The organism is Sphingomonas sp., assembly GCF_041661825.1.
Classification (GTDB): Bacteria; Pseudomonadota; Alphaproteobacteria; order Sphingomonadales; family Sphingomonadaceae; genus Sphingomonas.
Map to the genome: position 1 here is coordinate 696474 of NZ_JBAZTU010000002.1, position 16081 is coordinate 712554.

Below are 16081 nucleotides of genomic sequence, written 5' to 3' on the forward strand. Positions count from 1 at the left end.
GGGAGGCCCGAGCAAGAGGACTTGAAGAGCGACAAAGTCCGCTATTCCTCCCGCAGGAGATGCCCTTCGATCGCGACCGGGACCGCCTCGATGAGGACGAACACCACGCGACAGGGTTCTGTGCCGGGATTGCGCCAGAGATGGCTCGTCCCGCGCTGGACGACGATATCGCCTGTCTCGAGATGCTCGACCTCGCCGCCGTCGAGCTGCAGTTCGATCTCGCCATCCAGCACGATCGCGTAATCGATCGACCAGCTGCGGTGCATCCGCGATTTGCGGCCCGGCAGGAAATCGACGACGCGGATCATCGAGCCGCCTTCGTCGCCCGGCATCCGGTCGCCATCGCTGTCGTCGTTGAGGTTGGCGGGCACTTCGGGGGTCGACCAGACCTGGGCCAGCGCCGCCTCGCCCGTACCGCTGGTGACCGGGCGCAGCGTGTCGACGCTCTGCAGGATCGACCAGCCGGCATCGTCATGCCCGGTCACGATCCGGCGGAACGGTGTCGTCACGGCCGGCCCGTCGGCCAGGCCCTTCGCCTTTTTCTTGCGGAAGAACATGGTCCTATTTCCCCTTCCGCGCCGGCGGCCTCAGTCGCCCGTCACCTTCACCGGGCCCAGATCGCCCATCCCCACCGTCGCGCTCGCCATCGAGAGCATGGCGTCGAGGCTCTTCTTGGCGCGGAGGCGAAGGCCCTCCTCGATCTCGATACGTGGTTCGAGATCCCGCAACGCGACGTAGAGCTTCTCCATCGTGTTGAGCGCCATATACGGGCAGATGTTGCAGTTGCAGTTGCCGTCGGCACCCGGCGCGCCGATGAAGTTCTTGTCCGGCACCGCCTTCTGCATCTGGTGGATGATGTGCGGCTCAGTGGCGACGATCAGCGTGTCGCCCTCCATCGCCAGCGCATATTCCAGGATGCCACGGGTCGAACCGACATAATCGGCGTGTTCGAGGATGTAAGGCGGGCATTCCGGGTGCGCGACAACGGGCGCGCCGGGGTGCTTTTGCTGGAGCTTGAGCAACTCCGTCTCGCTGAACGCCTCGTGCACGATGCACACGCCGGGCCAGAGCAGCATGTCGCGCCCGGTCTTGCGCGCGAGATAGCCGCCGAGATTCTTGTCTGGGCCGAAGATGATCTTCTGGCTGGCCGGAATCTGCGAGAGGATCTTCTCCGCCGACGAGCTCGTGACGATGATGTCGCTCAGCGCCTTCACCTCGCAGGAGGAGTTGATATAGGTCAGCGCGATGTGATCCGGATGCGCGGCGCGGAAGGCGGCGAACTGCTCGGGCGGACAGCTGTCCTCCAGGCTGCATCCAGCGTTCATGTCGGGCAGCACCACGATCTTCTGGGGCGAGAGGATCTTCGCGGTCTCGGCCATGAAGCGCACGCCACAGAAGGCGATGACGTCGGCATCGGTCGCTTCCGCCTTCTTGCTGAGATCGAGGCTGTCGCCGACGAAATCGGCGATGTCCTGGATTTCCGGCTTCTGGTAATAATGCGCGAGGATGACTGCGTTGCGTTCCTTGCGCAGCCGGTCGATCTCGGCGCGGAGATCGAGGCCGGTGAGTGTGCCGCCAATGCCGTTACGTGCGTCCATGGTTACTTCCTGTTCCCCAGTACCTGGTCGAGCGAGCGCGTGGTGTCCCACACTTCGCTATTGTCCTTTGCCTCGTCGGCGAAGCGCACCTTCACCGTCACATCCATGCCCGCCGCCTTGAGCGGCATGGCGAAGCTCCGCTCCACTGCCCGCCGCGTCGCATCGCGCGCCAGATTCAGCGGCACCGCTTCATGCGCCTGGCGCACCAGTTCCTGCTGCCCCGCACGGCGATTGGCGTCCTGCAGTTTCGCATCAGCGTCAGTAAAGGCCGACAGGATGCCGCCCTCGCCATATTCGCGCATCTGGGTCAGGTCGATCTGCGGCTGAGAGACCTCGACCGGCGGCAGCACCACGCCCAACGTGCGGGTGCCGGCATCCCAGGTCACGTCCTTCTGCTGCAGCTTGGCGAGATCGACCTCGTAGCGGACCATGCCGGGCATGATCAGCGTCTTCTTTGCGCTCAGCCCGAATTGCGACTGAGTCGAGGTCGTCACCGCCACGAACCGCGCGGCGAAGGCGGACAGGCGGTTCTGCTCCTTGAGGCCCTGAAGTGAGGCGCTCGCGATCGTCACCGGATCGGGGCCCTTCATCTTGCCGCTGACATAATAGCCGAGCGCCCAGAAACCGCCCGCGATGAACAGGGCGATCAACGCCAGCGCACCGGCGAACTTGCCGAGGAACTTCATGCGGCCATCTCCCAGTCGTCTCCTTGCTGGGAGACAACGCCCCGGTCGCGCAGATCGATCAGATGGGCAAGCACGGATCGCTCCGCCGCGGGGAAGAGCCGGGGATCGATACCGACATACATGCGCTCGACCATCGCCGGGATCGCCTGGGGCTCGCTGCGGAGCAGGCGCAGGATCTGGCCCTCGCGCTGCTTGCGGTGGCCGATCATGCCGCGGACGAGCCGGCGGGGATTCTCCACCGGATCGCCATGCGCGGGATAATAGATGCGGTCGTCGCGGTGCATCAGCTTGTCGAGGCTGGCCATATAGGCCGCCATGTCGCCATCGGGCGGGGAGACGATGGTGGTGGACCAGCCCATCACATGATCGCCCGAGAACAGCGCCCTGGTCTCGGGCAGCGCGAAGGCGAGATGGTTCGAGGTATGGCCCGGTGTGGCGACGGCGGTGAGCGTCCAGCCTTCGCCCGACACCGACTCCCCATCGGCCAGCACGCGATCAGGCGCATAGTCGCCATCGAACGAGGCATCGGCACGCGGGCCGAGATCGTCGAGCGCGAGCGGGGCGCAGCCGATGATCGGCGCACCGGTCGCCGTCTTCAGCGCGCGCGACGCGGGGCTGTGGTCGCGGTGCGTGTGGGTGATGACAATCGCGGTGACCGGCCGGCCGGCGATCGCGCGGATCAACGCCGCGACATGGCCAGCATCGTCGGGCCCCGGATCGATCACGGCGAGGTCGCTCGTGCCCACCAGATGAGTCTGGGTGCCGGTAAAGGTGAAGGGCGACGGATTGGGCGCGAGGATGCGGGTGACGAGCGGTTCGAGTTGCTCGGCGACGCCTGGTAGTTGCTCGCTCATGCAGTGCAGATGGCCGCTCGGCGCCGGTGGCGCAAGCCTGTCCCTGCTTGGCGGAGGGAGAGTCTGGCTTCGGGCCGATGCTCCGTAATTGCAGTGGTGAGGGCCTTCCCGCCGTTGCCAGGAAGAAGGACCCTCACCCCTGCCCTCTCCCTGGGTGAAGGGAGAGGGAAGAGAGGAAGAAAAGCGGTTTCCTTCCTCAGTTCGGCTTGGCCATATCGGCTTCCATGTCGCGGATCGCCTCGTCGATCGCCTTGATCGCTTCATCGCGGGCTTGCTCGCCCATCGCCTGGTCGGCGCGCATCCGCGCCTGGGCGCTGCGCAGGCCTTCCAGCGCGGAGCGATAGGCGTTGCGCTCGATTTCCCTGCTGTTGGCCGCCACCGCCGCGCCCTCGCGGGCTGCCCGCTCGATGCGGTTGGTGCAGATGATGATGACGCGCTTGTCGCCCTTCTTCTGGTTCATCACCATCTGGTGACGCTCGCCATCGCCCGGGCAATTGCGCGACGAGATTTCGGGAATCTCGGGGATCGCGGGCATCCCGGCAAAGTCCTCGGTCATCATCTTGCCGTCCTTGTCACGACGGACGATGCGGACAACCTTCCGCTTGGTGACCTTGCCGTCGGGCGAGACCGTAGTGGTGACACCGTCCTCGTCATCGCCCCATACCGGCGGCGCGGGAGGAGCCGGCGGCGCCGGCGGCGCGACCGGCGCAGCACCAGCCTCCTGCGCCGGCATCGGCGCTGGGACGGCACCGACTGCGGGAACCGGTGCGACCGCAGGAACAGGTGCGAGTGCCGGCACGGGCGCCGGGGCGACGAGCGGTGCCATCGCGGCAATTGGGTTCAACTCGGCGAGGTTTACGCCGGTCGCCTTCTCCATGCCCGAGCGGACGCGCTCGGCGGCCTGGGTGCCGGAGGCGGTGACGCCCAGCCCGGCCACGGTCAGCATCGCGACCGCGGCACAGCCGCTGACGAGGCGCAGACGCGACGTCTTGTTGGTGGTCAGCATTCTCAGTCTCCCTTTCAGATCCTCTATGGTGTGCAGGTGACAGGCGGCCGACACGGCGCCACCATGGGCCGCCTTGACGATCGCGCAGGCATAGGTGTGCCGCATCATCGGGTTCTTCCCGGCAAGGACGCGGGCGTCGTTGGCGATCTCCTGGTCGGCGCGGAAGGCGCGGAAGGCACGCCAGGCGATCGGATTGAACCAGTGGAGCGCGAGCACGACCAGCGCGATCCAGTTGGCGATCAGGTCGCCGCGATGGTGATGGCCAAGCTCATGGGCGAGCGCGAGATCGCGCTCCTCCAGATCATAGCGCTCGGTAAAGTCGCGCGGAAAGGCGACGTAGCGGCGCCAGATGCCGAAGGCGAGCGGGCCGCTCGCCGCATCGGTCTCGATCAGCTGGATGCCGCCCTCGATCTCCGTCTCGCGCGCGGTCTGATCGAGCATGCGGCGGACGAAGCGAGCGTGCACCGTCGTGTGCCAGGCAATGAACGCCGCCGCGCCCAGCACCCATAGCGAGACCAATATGGGGCCAAGCGAGGGATTTTGGGCGACGGGCGCAGCGGCGTCTCCGCCGAGCGGTTCGATCACGTAGACCGTGATCTGCTCGCTCGCACGGATCACCGGCGCGACTGCGATCTCGCGCCAGGACTGGGGTAAGGGCGGCAGGAACAGCCGCAGCGCGGGCAACGCCCAGAGCGCATAGGCGATGTCCGGCCCGAAGGCGCGGCGGACGGGGCCGCGGAGCAACAGCACCGCGACCATCAGCACGGCGGAGGCGATCAGCGCCTCGATCGCCCAGGCCGTCACGACTTGAGGCCCTTGAGCAGCGCCTCGATCTCGGCGATGTCTTCATTGGTCAGCGCGTCGCGCTCGGCGAGATGCGCGACCAGCGGAGTCAGCTTTCCGCCGAACAGCCGGTCCATCAGGCGACGGGATTCACCCTCGACATAGTCGCCGCGCGCGACGAGCGGACGGTAGAGGTAGCGGCGGCCATCCTCCTGATGTCCGATGATGTTCTTGGCGAGCAATCGGCCGAGCAGGGTCTTCACCGTATTGGCCGACCAGTCGCGCTCCGGCGGTATGCGCTCGGCTACGTCCTGCGCGGTCAAAGGCGACTCATCCCAGAGCACCTCCATCACCGCATGTTCGGCATCGCTGATCCGTTCGCTCACGACTCGCTCCCCGTAATGACCACAGTTGTAATCGTATCGATTACATCTGTAGTCAATTGGCTGAACGGTCGATGAATGATGCCGCTCGACAGGTCAGTGCGACATCGGCAAGCTCGCCGAAAACGGGAGAGGCATATGTCCGCATTCACCACCGTCGCCACTGGGCTGCGCTTTCCCGAAGGGCCCGTGGCGATGCCTGACGGCAGCGTGATCCTGGTCGAGATCGCGGCGGGCCGGATCACCCGGGTGAAGCCCGACGGATCGACCGAGACAGTGGCCGAACCGGGTGGCGGGCCGAACGGGCTGGCAATGGGACCGGACGGCAAGCTCTATTGCTGCAACAATGGCGGCTTCACCTATGTCGAGCGCGGCGGGCTGCTGATCCCGCATGGCCAGCCCGACGACTATTCCGGCGGACGGATCGAGCGCATCGATCTCGCGACCGGCACGGTGGAGACGCTCTACAAGGACGGCGATTTCGGCTGCGTGCTGCGCGGGCCGAACGATATCGTGTTCGACGCGCATGGCGGCTTCTGGTTCACCGACCATGGCAAGAACCGCCCCCGCGAGCGCGATATCACCGGCATCTTCTATGCGAAGGCCGATGGCAGCCATCTCGAGGAAGTCGTGTTCCCCAGCGAGAACCCCAACGGCGTCGGCCTCTCGCCCGACGGCACCATGCTCTATGCGGCGGAGACCTATACCTGCCGGCTGATGGCGTTCCAGGTCATCGCGCCGGGCAAGATCGATGCGACCGCTGGGCTCGGCGGCGCGGGGATCCCACTCTATCGGCCTGCCGGATACAAATTCTTCGACTCGCTCGGTGTCGAGGAAGGCGGCAATATCTGCGTCGCGACGATCGGCGAGAGCGGGATCAGCGTGATTTCGCCGGCGGGCGAACTGGTCGAGTTCGTGGCGACACATGATCCCTTCACCACCAATATCTGCTGGGGCGGGCAGGACCGGCGCACCGCCTACATCACCCTGTCAGGCACGGGTCAGCTGGTCAGCATGGACTGGCCGCGCCCCGGCCTGAAGCTGACGTACTGATTCAGCCGGCCCATTGCGCCGCTAGCTGTGCGGCCGTGCCGTTGAAGTGATCGAGATCGAGCGCGCCAATCCCATTGCCGGGGATGCCCGGGATGTTCGCGACCTTCTCGGCATATTGCCACAGCCAATAGGTGGCCCAGCTTTTCTGCACGACCGCGGTCGGACCATATTGTGCGAGCCACAGCCGGTGCGCGCCGAAAAAGGGATCGACGCGGGTGCCGAGATCGGCCTTGGCCAGCTCCCCGCTGTAGATCACCGCCTTCCGGCCGAGCTTCTGTTCGATCAGGGTGAGGAATTCGCGGGCGATATCCAGCGTCATCTGATTGCCGTTGGTGCGCTCATAATCCAGCGCCACCAGAGTCTTGTCGTCGGGCTTGGCCCAGCCGAGGAAATTCTCGACCTGCTGCTTGGCCGGCGCGGCGGTGCCCCAGTGATAGGCGCCCCACAACATCCCCGCCGCGAGCGCAGCGGGTCGGCGATCGTCATAAAGCGAGTCGCGACCCGTGCCGCCCGTCGTCGCCTTGTGGATGATGCCGCGCACGCCGGCCGCGAAGGCCTGAGGAAAGCTGGTCACCACATCGCCGTGATAGATGTCGAGGACGAGCGGTACCGCCGGCGGGAACGGAATCGCCGCGGCAGGCGTGACCGGCGTGCCGGTCTGCGGCACAGTGGCGGGCGCAGGCCCCGGCTTGAAGGGACCGCAGCCACCGCTCCAGGCGAAGGCGTCCTCGGCGACCTTGTACCAGAGCGGGTTGCCCTCGACCGAGTCGCCCGCAACGATCGCGGAGACGGCCAAGGTGGTGCCCGTTTGTGCCTTGCGCAGGACCGGCGCGGTCGTCGATGGCGCGCCCTGGCGGAGATTGACCGTAGACGTGGTCTGCACCTGTCCGGTGACGAGGATTTGCGCGACCATGTTCAGCCCACCGATCCGTCGACCGCGGGCGGCGTCGCTGTGGCAGGCGGGGGCGGCGTTCCCCCGGCATCCGGCCCCCCCGCTTCCGGCGTTGTGGCAATCGTCACCGCGACCTCCTGCCGGGACATGAACCCTTCGACGAAATCGGCGCCCGAATAGCCTGCCGCCATCAGCATGAAGATCTGCTGCGAGCTGACATGAGCGAGGTCAGTGATCAGGCTCACCGCCGCGAGCGCGCCAGCAATGAAGCCGATACCGAACGATATCCAGATCCGGCTCGGCTCGATCAGATCGCTGGTGCTTGCCGGCGTGCCGTTGGCGGCGTCGTTCAGCTTCTTGATGCCGACGATCGCGCGGATACCCTGGCCAAGCGCCCCCATGGCTCCGCCAAGGCCGATGACCTGCAACCAGCTAACCGCATCAAGCGTGGCGGACATCGGCCCCTCCCCTCAAAAGTCTTCCCGTACGACTTCGGCGGCATGCTTCAGGAATAAGGCTGCCGCGCCAAGCGCAACTAGCGTCGATTCGAGTATATCGTCTCACGCCGAACTTGAATCGACGGCGGCGGCACCGGACCGAGGGAACGAAACGATGATCCGACACCGTGAAAGACACCTGGTCCAGCGGATCGGCTGGATGCGCGCCGCGGTGCTAGGCGCGAATGACGGCATCGTTTCCACCGCAAGCCTGATCGTCGGCGTTGCGGCCGCCGATTCGAGCCGGTCGGCGATCCTGTTGACCGGCATCGCCGGGCTCGTCGCCGGCGCGATGTCGATGGCGGCGGGTGAATATGTATCGGTCAGCACCCAATCCGACACCGAGAATGCGGATCGCGACCGCGAGAAGCGCGAGTTGGAGGAAGAGCCTGAATCCGAACGGCGCGAGCTTGCCGCGATATACCGGACGCGCGGGCTCGACCCAGCGCTTGCGTTGCAGGTCGCCGATCAGTTGATGTCGCACGATGCGCTCGCGGCCCATATGCGCGACGAGCTGGGTATCCACGAAGCGACGGTTGCGCGACCGGTGCAGGCGGCGTTCGCCTCCGCCGCGAGTTTTGCCGCAGGCGCGATCCTGCCGGTCCTGACGGCACTTGTCTTCACCGGTATATGGCTCGTGGCGGCGGTGACGATCGCATCGCTGATGCTGCTGGTTCTGCTCGGTGCAATCGGCGCCCGGGCGGGAGGGGCGAATATGGGGCGGGGCGCATTGCGCGTCGCCTTCTGGGGAGCGCTGGCAATGGGAGCGACCGCGCTGATCGGCAAGCTTGCCGGTACGCAGCTCTGACATTGCCTCCGCGAGTGGGCCGATTGCATTTCCTGCACATGCACTTGCAGCCAGCGCCTGATTGACCGGCGGACGCGCCAATGGCTTATGCGCGCCCAAGAGGATGTTTGCGGAGACCATGAGATGAAGAAGCTCTATCCCGATGCAGCGGCAGCGCTCGAGGGGCTCCTGTTCGACGGCATGACGATCTGCGCGGGCGGGTTCGGCCTGTGCGGCATTCCCGAGCGGCTGATCGACGCGATCCGCGATGCGGGCACGAAGGACCTGACCATCGCCAGCAACAATGCCGGCGTGGATGGCGAGGGGCTGGGCAAGCTGCTCCGCACCCGCCAGGTCAAGAAGATGATCTCCTCCTATGTCGGCGAGAACAAGGAGTTCGAGCGGCAATATCTGGCGGGCGAGCTGGAGGTGGAATTCTGCCCTCAGGGGACCCTGGCCGAGCGCTGCCGCGCGGGTGGCGCCGGCATTCCCGGCTTCTACACCAAGACCGGCGTCGGCACGCAGGTGGCCGAGGGCAAGGAAGTGAAGGTCTTCGACGGCCAGGAATATATCCTGGAGCGCGGCATCCGTTCCGATATCTCGATCATCAAGGGCTGGAAGGCGGATGAGAGCGGCAATCTGATCTTCCGCAAGACCGCCCGCAACTTCAACGCGCCGATGGCGACCGCCGGCAAGATCTGCGTCGCCGAGGTGGAGGAAGTGGTGCCGGTCGGGTCGCTCGATCCCGACTGCATCCATCTGCCGGGGATCTATGTGAAACGGATGATTGTCGGCGCGCCGTACGACAAGAAGATCGAGTTTCGCACGGTGCGCGAGCGGGTGGCCGCGTGAGAAAGCCTCTTTCTCTTAAACCCCTCCCCTTCAGGGGAGTGGTTTGGGGTGGGGCATTCCGACAAGACCGGCGCGTGCCGATTGTGGAGTCCCCCACCCCAACCCTTCCCCTGAAGGGGAGGGGCTTTATTATGGCGTCGGCACTGATCCTCGCCGGCTGCGCGCATGCGGAAACGCCGGTGCAAGTCGCGCCGCCTGCGCCGTATGTACCGCCGGTAGAGGCATCACCGCCACCGCAGCCTCCAATACCTGTGCCTCCCCCCGCCCCGACCGTCCCACCCGGCATGCAGTACCTCTACGGCTCCGGCGAAGGCTCGGCGATCAGCCTGCAGGCGTGGCGTGGGCTTACCGGCTATGTTGCGCAGCAAGTCCGCAAGCGGCCGCGCGACAGCGTCGTGCTCGCGTCCGGAGCGACGCTTGTCGCCCCGAGTTTCGTACCGTGCGGCAGGAAGCCCTTCGCCGCGGTGTTTGATGTGGACGAGACCGTCCTGCTCAACCTCGGCTTCGAATATTCCGAAGCCGCCAATCCGCGGCCCTATGACGAGGCGGGCTGGCAGGCCTGGGAGAAGACCGGCGCCGACAAGGTCGCTGCCGTCCCCGGTGCGGTCGACGCGCTCAACCGGCTGCGCAAGCTGGGCGTGACGGTGGTGTTCAACACCAACCGCTCGGCCGGTAGTGCCGCCCAGACCAGCGCCGCGATCGAAGGCGCGGGCCTTGGCCCGGCAGTGCATGGCGAGACCATGTTCCTGTCGGGCGACGACGCCCTGGGTTCGAAGAAGGACGGCCGCCGCGCCGTGATTTCCGCCAAATACTGCGTGCTCGCGATGGGCGGCGACCAGCTCGGCGATTTCAGCGACCTGTTCAATGCCGGCCTCGCCCCCTCTCCGCGCCGAGACGCAACGCTGGCTGCGCCGGTCGTGGCGAAATGGGGCGCGGGCTGGTTCGTGCTCCCCAACCCCGTCTATGGCAGCGGCCTCAAGGGCGGGTTCGACGACGTATTTCCTGCAGACAAACGCTGGGCAGCGCCCGCGACCACGGAGAAGTAAGACATGGCCTGGACCCGTGACGACATGGCGGCGCGTGCCGCGCGCGAGCTGCAGGACGGATTCTACGTCAATCTCGGCATCGGCATCCCGACTCTGGTCGCGAATCATATCCCCGCGGGCGTGACCGTCACGCTTCAGTCCGAGAACGGCATGCTCGGCATCGGGCCGTTCCCATATGACGACGAGGTCGATCCCGACCTGATCAATGCCGGCAAGCAGACGATCAGCGAGCTGCCGCAATCGGCCTATTTCGGATCGGATCAGAGCTTCGCGATGATCCGCGGCGGGCATATCGACCTGACCGTGCTCGGCGCGATGGAAGTCGCCGAGAATGGCGACATCGCCAACTGGATGATCCCGGGTAAGATGATCAAGGGCATGGGCGGCGCGATGGATCTGGTCGCCGGGGTGAAGAAGATCATCGTCGTGATGGAGCACACCAGCAAGAACGGCGACCCGAAGTTCATCCCCGCCTGCACCCTGCCGCTGACCGGCAAGAATGTGGTCGACATGATCATCACCGATCTCGCGGTGTTTCAGCGCCCCGGTCACAGCTCCCCCTTCCGGCTGATCGAGACGGCGCCGGGCGTGACGGCGGATGAGGTGGCGGCGAAGACGACGGCGCAGTATCTGGCCTGATGGCCTATACCCTCATCACCGCCAACCGGAACTATTCGAGCTGGTCGCTGCGGCCCTGGCTGTTGATGAAGGCGCTCGGCATTGCCTTTGAGGAGCGGTTCGAGCCCTTCGCCAAGCCCGACAATTACGAGGATTTCCGCGCCTTCTCGCCGAGCGGGCAAGTGCCGGTGCTGATCGACGGCGATCGCACGATCTGGGATTCTTTCGGCATCGTCCTGTACCTCGCCGAGCGGCATCCGGGCGTCTGGCCAAAGGATGAGGCGGCGCGCGCCTGGGCGATCTGCGCGACGGCGGAGATGCATGGCGGGTTCGGCGCGCTGCGCAACGACTGCACGATGAATGTCGGCGTCCGCGTCGCGCCCAACCCGCCCTCGCCCGCGCTGGCGCGACAGATCGCGCGGCTCGGCGAGCTTTGGGCGGAGGGCCTGTCGCGTTTCGGCGGGCCGTGGCTGGCGGGCGCGGATTTCTCGGCGGTCGACGCCTTTTTCGCGCCGGTCGCCTTCCGCGTGCGCACCTATGGCCTCGATGTCGGCGCGGCGGGTGCCGCATGGGTCGCGCGCATCCTCGATCATCCGGCGATGCTCGATTGGGAAAAGGTCGCGCTGACCGAAAGCTGGCGCGAGGCGGCGCATGAGGCCGAACTCGCCGCCGCAGGGACGATCACCGCCGATTTCCGGGTGTGATGCGGCGTGCGTTCGCTGCCGCCGCGCTCCTCATCATCGTCTCGCTCGGGCTGACGGTGGCGTTCGTCTCCCCGCCCGGACTGCTGAGCCTGGTTGACGGCACGATGGGCGGCGGCAGCGGTGCGAGCCGGCCCGGGAGTGCCCTGCCCTTCGGCACCCATGGCCAGACGCTCGACGTGTGGCGACCGGCCGGCAAGGCCAGCGCAACACGACCGGTGCTGATCTTCTGGTATGGCGGCGGCTGGGTGAAGGGCGACCGCCGCGCCTATGCCTTTGCCGCCCGCGCCTTCGCCAGGGCCGGTTTCGTCGTGGTCGTGCCCGACTATCGCAAGGTGCCCACCATCCGCTTCCCCGCTTTCCTGCAGGACGGCGCCGAAGCCGTGAAATGGACCCGCGACCATGTCGCCGAGTTCGGCGGCGATCCGTCGCGCATCGCCATCGCCGGCCATTCCGCCGGCGCCTATACTGTCGCGATGCTGGCCCTCGACCGGCGCTGGCTCGAGGCGGAGGGCGTCGACCCCGGTATCGTCAAGGCAGCGATCGGGCTGAGCGGGCCCTATGATTTCTATCCCTGGACGTCGCCGCGATCGGAAGCGGCGATGATGGGGGTGGCCGATCCGGCCATGACCCAACCGATCCATTTCGCGCGCGCCGATGCGCCGCCGATGCTGCTCGTCTCCGGCGACAAGGACATGACCGTCAGACCGCGCAACGCCGTGCATCTCGAGGCGCGGCTGAAGGCGCTCGGCGCGCCGGTGACCTTGCGCATCCACCCCGGGCTCAATCACGAGGATGTGGTGATGGCACTGTCCAAGCCATTCCGTGGCAAGGCGCCGGTGCTGGCGGAAAGCGTCGCTTTCCTGAATACTGTGCTTCAATAACCGCTGTATTGCGGAGATAACACGCGCGGGAGTAGGAGAAGGCGCATGAAGACAGCGATCCTCTTGCCGTTTCTCCTTGCCGCCGCCCCCGCCGAGCGCGACTGGTCGCAGGCGCTCCGTCAGGATGCGCAGGCGCTGCATGACGATGCCGCGACCAACCATCCTGGTCCCATCAACACGCTCGATCCGGACTTCGCCAAGCGCAACGACGAAGGCCTTGTGCTGGCGCTGAAACGCGCTGGGCAGGTGCATGATTTCGCCGGCTATTGGTATGCGATGCGGGCCTATGTCGCCTCGTTCGAGGACGGCCATATGGGCTTCGGCACGACCAGCGACGCGCCGAAGTTCGACACGAAATGGCCAGGTTTCCTGACCGGCTTCGACGCGACCGGTGCGCAGCGCGTGATGTCGCGCGCCGACGATGCGCCGCTGCCGCTCGGCGCCCGGCTTGCCTCGTGCGACGGCATGCCGGCGGACTCGCTTGCGGCGGAGAATGTCGGCGCGTTCGAAGGCCGGTGGTTCATGGCGTCGCGCCATGTCTGGCGCGGCGGCGAGGTGTTCGTGGACCGCGGCAATCCCTTCATCAGACGGCCCACGACCTGCGTGTTCGAGGTTGGCGGCAGACTCGAGCAGGTCAGCCTCACCTGGAAATCAATCGCGCCCGAAGCGCTCACGCCGCGCCTCGCCGTTACCAGCCAGGTGATCCGACCGCCGGTCGGCGCGCGGACGCTGGCTGACGGGACTCGCTGGTACTCGCTCAGCGACTTCAGCGGCGACCCGGCCTCGGATGCCGGGCGCAATCTGCCGGGCGTGATCGCTGGAATGAAGGCGAACCGTGCGGCGCTGCAGACCGCGCCCGCGATCATACTCGACCTGCGCGGCAATAACGGCGGATCGTCCGACTGGTCGCGCCAGATCGCCACGATCCTGTGGGGCGAGCAGCGCTTCGCCGGGCTCGATATCGATCCGGACTCGGTCGAGTGGCGCACCTCCGAGGCCAACATCGCCTCGCTCGTGCAGACACGCGAACAGCGCAAGGCGATCCTGTCGACCGAATCGATGAAGTGGTTCGATCGCACCATCGCCGGCATGCAGGCAGCCCGCGCCAGGGGCGAGACGCTGTGGCGCGACCCCGAATCGAAGGAGCCGCCCGTTCCTGGAGACCCTCCCCTTCCGCCGCGCGGCCCGGTCTATTTCATCACCGATGCCGGTTGCGGATCGGCTTGTCTCGACGCGGCCGATTTGTGGAAGGCGCTGGGCGCGATCCAGATCGGCCAGCAGACCAGCGCCGATACGCTGTATATGGACGTGCGGCAGGACGTGCTGCCGAGCGGCGTCTCGCGCCTCTCCGTGCCGATGAAGGTCTATCGCGGGCGCAAGCGCGGATCGAACGTGCCGCTCGATCCAGTGCATGCCTTCCCGGGCAATCTGCGCGATACGGCAGCGCTGGAGGCGTGGGTGGCGACCCTGCCCGAACGGAGGAAGTGAATGCATATCCTGCTGACCGGATCGAGCGGCTGGCTCGGACGTTATCTCGCGCCCCGACTGCGCGCGCTTGGGCATGAGGTGACCGGGCTCGACGTCGCGCCGGGGACCGATACCGATGTGGTGGGCAGCGTCGCCGACCGCGCGCTGATCGACCGTCTGTTCGGCGAACGCGGGATCGAAGCGGTGATCCATGGCGGCGCGCTGCACAAGCCGGACATCGTGCGCTATCCCAATCAGGCGTTCATCGACGTGAACAGCAGCGGCACGCTCAACCTGCTCGAGGCCGCGGTCGCCCACCGTGCGAGCCGCTTCGTCTTCACCTCGACCACCTCGCTGATGATCTCGAGCACGATCCGCGAAGCGCGGGGCGAGACGGCGGTGTGGATCGACGAGGAGATGGCGCCGCTCGAGCCGCGCAACATCTACGGCGTGACCAAGCTTGCCGCCGAGCAGCTGTGCCGGCTGATCCATGCCGATCATGGCCTGCCCGTCATCATCCTACGCACGTCGCGCTTCTTCCCCGAGGATGACGACACGCACCTGGCGCTGTCGGGCGAGAACATGAAGGCGAACGAGCTGCTCCACCGCCGGCTGACGGTGGAGGATGCGGCAAAGGCGCATATCGTCGCGCTGGCGCGGGCGCCGGAGATCGGGTTTGGCACCTTCATCGTCTCCGCCCCCACCCCGTTTGCGCGCGACGAGGTGGCCGCGCTGAAGGCCGATGCGCCCGCGGTGATCGCACGGCATTTCCCCGACGCGGCGGCGCTCTATGCGCGGCGCGGATGGCAGCTGCCGCCATCGATCGACCGGGTGTACGATGCGAGCCTTGCCGAAGGGGTGCTGGGTTTCCGGTGCGAGACCGATTTCGCGGCGGTGCTCGACGCGTTGCGCCATGACGCGGAACTGCCGTTCGCGCATGACGCCGATTATGTGTCGCCGAAGGAAGTCTTTGTCGCAAATTAGTCGCCCCAGTCGCGCGACCGCAGCACCGGCTGGCTGTTCCTTCTAGGCGCCCCGCTCGATTTTTTGAGGAAGCGGGGAAGTTGTCGTGCGGATAATAAAGCGGATCGGCCTTGGGCTGGTCGCGATCGTCGTGCTTGCGGTTGTGGTGCTGTACGCGGGATCGGAATGGACGTTGCGCCGCGGCTATGACGTGGCGCTGACGCCGGTCGCGGTGCCGCATGACGCCGCCTCGATCGCCGAGGGCGCGCGGCTCGCCAAGATCACCGGCTGCCGGGATTGCCACGGCGCCAATGGCGGCGGCGCAGTGCTGCTGAAGGACCCGATGCTCGGCACCATCGCCTCGCCGCCCTTTTCGCAGGTGGCGGCGCGCTACAGCGATGCCGAACTGCTCCGCGCGATCCGCCACGGCGTGCGGCGCGACGGCAGCGCATTGTTCATCATGCCGACCGATGCGCACACCTATCTGGCGGACGACGATGCCGCGCGGATCATCGCCTGGATCCGCTCGCTCAAGGCACAGCCGACCGATTCGCGCGAGACGATGCGGCTGGGGCCGCTGGGTCGTGGGCTCGTGCTCGCCGGCAAGGTGCGCCCGAGCGTCCAGATCCCCGAGGTCTCCGCGCACACCCGGCCAGCGGATGTCGGCAAATACTTCGTCGATATCTCCTGCGCCGCCTGCCACAAGATGTACGAACCCTCGCCCGCGCATCACGGCAACCAGATCGTGCCGGCGCTGGCGCCGATCGCCGCGGCCTATGATCCGGCTGCGTTCCGCACCCTGTTGCGGACCGGCGTGGGCGCCTCGAAGCGCGACCTTGGCCTGATGCGGATGGTCGCGGTTGCCGGGATGCACGCGCTGACCGACGAGGAGATCGCGGCGATCCAGGCCTATCTGACGGCGGAAGCCGCCAAGGTGCCGGCGCAATAGGAGCGAATTTTTTTCCTCCCTGTTATCTCCAACTTTGTTGGAAATATTATCATTATATATCA

18 protein-coding genes are annotated in these 16081 nt (G+C 66.4%); 10 read left to right on the forward strand and 8 right to left on the reverse strand.

Going from position 1 to position 16081, the window contains the following annotated elements:
* Positions 1–41: 41 nt before the first annotated feature.
* From WC729_RS10520 to WC729_RS10545, 6 genes are all read right to left on the reverse strand, one after another.
* Positions 42–557, reverse strand: coding sequence for a cupin domain-containing protein (locus WC729_RS10520; protein WP_372852348.1), 516 nt, complete (start codon positions 555–557; stop codon positions 42–44).
* 30 nt (positions 558–587) lie between these two features.
* The gene (gene nadA, locus WC729_RS10525; protein ID WP_372852350.1) at positions 588–1598 is read right to left on the reverse strand and encodes a quinolinate synthase NadA; all 1011 of its coding nucleotides are present in this window, start codon (positions 1596–1598) and stop codon (positions 588–590) included.
* A 2-nt stretch (positions 1599–1600) separates the two neighbouring features.
* Positions 1601–2284, reverse strand: coding sequence for a DUF4230 domain-containing protein (locus WC729_RS10530; protein WP_372852352.1), 684 nt, complete (start codon positions 2282–2284; stop codon positions 1601–1603).
* On the reverse strand, positions 2281–3138 hold the full coding sequence (locus WC729_RS10535; protein ID WP_372852354.1) for an MBL fold metallo-hydrolase: 858 nt from the start codon (positions 3136–3138) through the stop codon (positions 2281–2283). The genes WC729_RS10530 and WC729_RS10535 overlap by 4 nt, the downstream gene beginning before the upstream one ends.
* A 196-nt stretch (positions 3139–3334) precedes the next feature.
* Complete coding sequence (locus WC729_RS10540; RefSeq protein ID WP_372852356.1) at positions 3335–4948, reverse strand: M56 family metallopeptidase; 1614 nt, start codon at positions 4946–4948, stop codon at positions 3335–3337.
* Positions 4945–5313 carry a BlaI/MecI/CopY family transcriptional regulator gene (locus WC729_RS10545; protein WP_372852358.1) on the reverse strand — a complete coding sequence of 123 codons (369 nt, stop codon included), beginning with the start codon at positions 5311–5313 and terminating at the stop codon, positions 4945–4947. Before WC729_RS10545 ends, WC729_RS10540 begins: the two co-directional genes overlap by 4 nt.
* A gap of 135 nt (positions 5314–5448) precedes the next feature.
* Between WC729_RS10545 and WC729_RS10550 the strand changes: the two genes are divergently transcribed.
* Positions 5449–6363, forward strand: a complete 915-nt coding sequence (locus tag WC729_RS10550) for an SMP-30/gluconolactonase/LRE family protein (protein ID WP_372852360.1) — start codon at positions 5449–5451, stop codon at positions 6361–6363.
* 1 nt (position 6364) lies between these two features.
* Here WC729_RS10550 and WC729_RS10555 read toward each other — a convergent pair whose 3' ends face one another.
* Together WC729_RS10555 and WC729_RS10560 are read right to left on the reverse strand one after the other, a co-directional pair.
* Positions 6365–7276, reverse strand: coding sequence for a glycoside hydrolase family 25 protein (locus WC729_RS10555; RefSeq protein WP_372852362.1), 912 nt, complete (start codon positions 7274–7276; stop codon positions 6365–6367).
* 2 nt (positions 7277–7278) lie between these two features.
* Positions 7279–7713, reverse strand: a complete 435-nt coding sequence (locus WC729_RS10560; RefSeq protein WP_372852364.1) for a hypothetical protein — start codon at positions 7711–7713, stop codon at positions 7279–7281.
* Positions 7714–7867: 154 nt separating this feature from the next.
* Between WC729_RS10560 and WC729_RS10565 the strand changes: the two genes are divergently transcribed.
* The 9 genes from WC729_RS10565 (at position 7868) to WC729_RS10605 (ending at position 16019) form a co-directional block, all read left to right on the forward strand.
* Positions 7868–8560: a VIT family protein gene (locus WC729_RS10565; RefSeq protein WP_372852366.1), complete on the forward strand. Its 693-nt coding sequence runs from the start codon at positions 7868–7870 to the stop codon at positions 8558–8560.
* A 123-nt stretch (positions 8561–8683) separates the two neighbouring features.
* Positions 8684–9391: a CoA transferase subunit A gene (locus tag WC729_RS10570; RefSeq protein WP_372852368.1), complete on the forward strand. Its 708-nt coding sequence runs from the start codon at positions 8684–8686 to the stop codon at positions 9389–9391.
* 284 nt (positions 9392–9675) lie between these two features.
* On the forward strand, positions 9676–10437 hold the full coding sequence (locus WC729_RS10575; RefSeq protein WP_372852370.1) for an HAD family acid phosphatase: 762 nt from the start codon (positions 9676–9678) through the stop codon (positions 10435–10437).
* A gap of 3 nt (positions 10438–10440) precedes the next feature.
* Positions 10441–11076, forward strand: a complete 636-nt coding sequence (locus WC729_RS10580) for a 3-oxoacid CoA-transferase subunit B (protein WP_372852372.1) — start codon at positions 10441–10443, stop codon at positions 11074–11076.
* On the forward strand, positions 11076–11759 hold the full coding sequence (locus WC729_RS10585; protein ID WP_372852374.1) for a glutathione S-transferase family protein: 684 nt from the start codon (positions 11076–11078) through the stop codon (positions 11757–11759). The genes WC729_RS10580 and WC729_RS10585 overlap by 1 nt, the downstream gene beginning before the upstream one ends.
* Entirely contained in the window at positions 11759–12640 is an 882-nt protein-coding gene (locus tag WC729_RS10590) for an alpha/beta hydrolase (RefSeq protein ID WP_372852376.1), read from the forward strand. Before WC729_RS10585 ends, WC729_RS10590 begins: the two co-directional genes overlap by 1 nt.
* 45 nt (positions 12641–12685) lie before the next feature.
* A complete protein-coding gene (locus tag WC729_RS10595; RefSeq protein WP_372852378.1) occupies positions 12686–14128 on the forward strand; it encodes a S41 family peptidase in 1443 nt (480 codons plus the stop codon).
* The gene (locus tag WC729_RS10600; RefSeq protein ID WP_372852380.1) at positions 14129–15091 is read left to right on the forward strand and encodes an NAD-dependent epimerase/dehydratase family protein; all 963 of its coding nucleotides are present in this window, start codon (positions 14129–14131) and stop codon (positions 15089–15091) included.
* Positions 15092–15176: 85 nt separating this feature from the next.
* Positions 15177–16019: a c-type cytochrome gene (locus WC729_RS10605; RefSeq protein WP_372852382.1), complete on the forward strand. Its 843-nt coding sequence runs from the start codon at positions 15177–15179 to the stop codon at positions 16017–16019.
* The last annotated feature ends 62 nt before the right edge of the window (positions 16020–16081 follow it).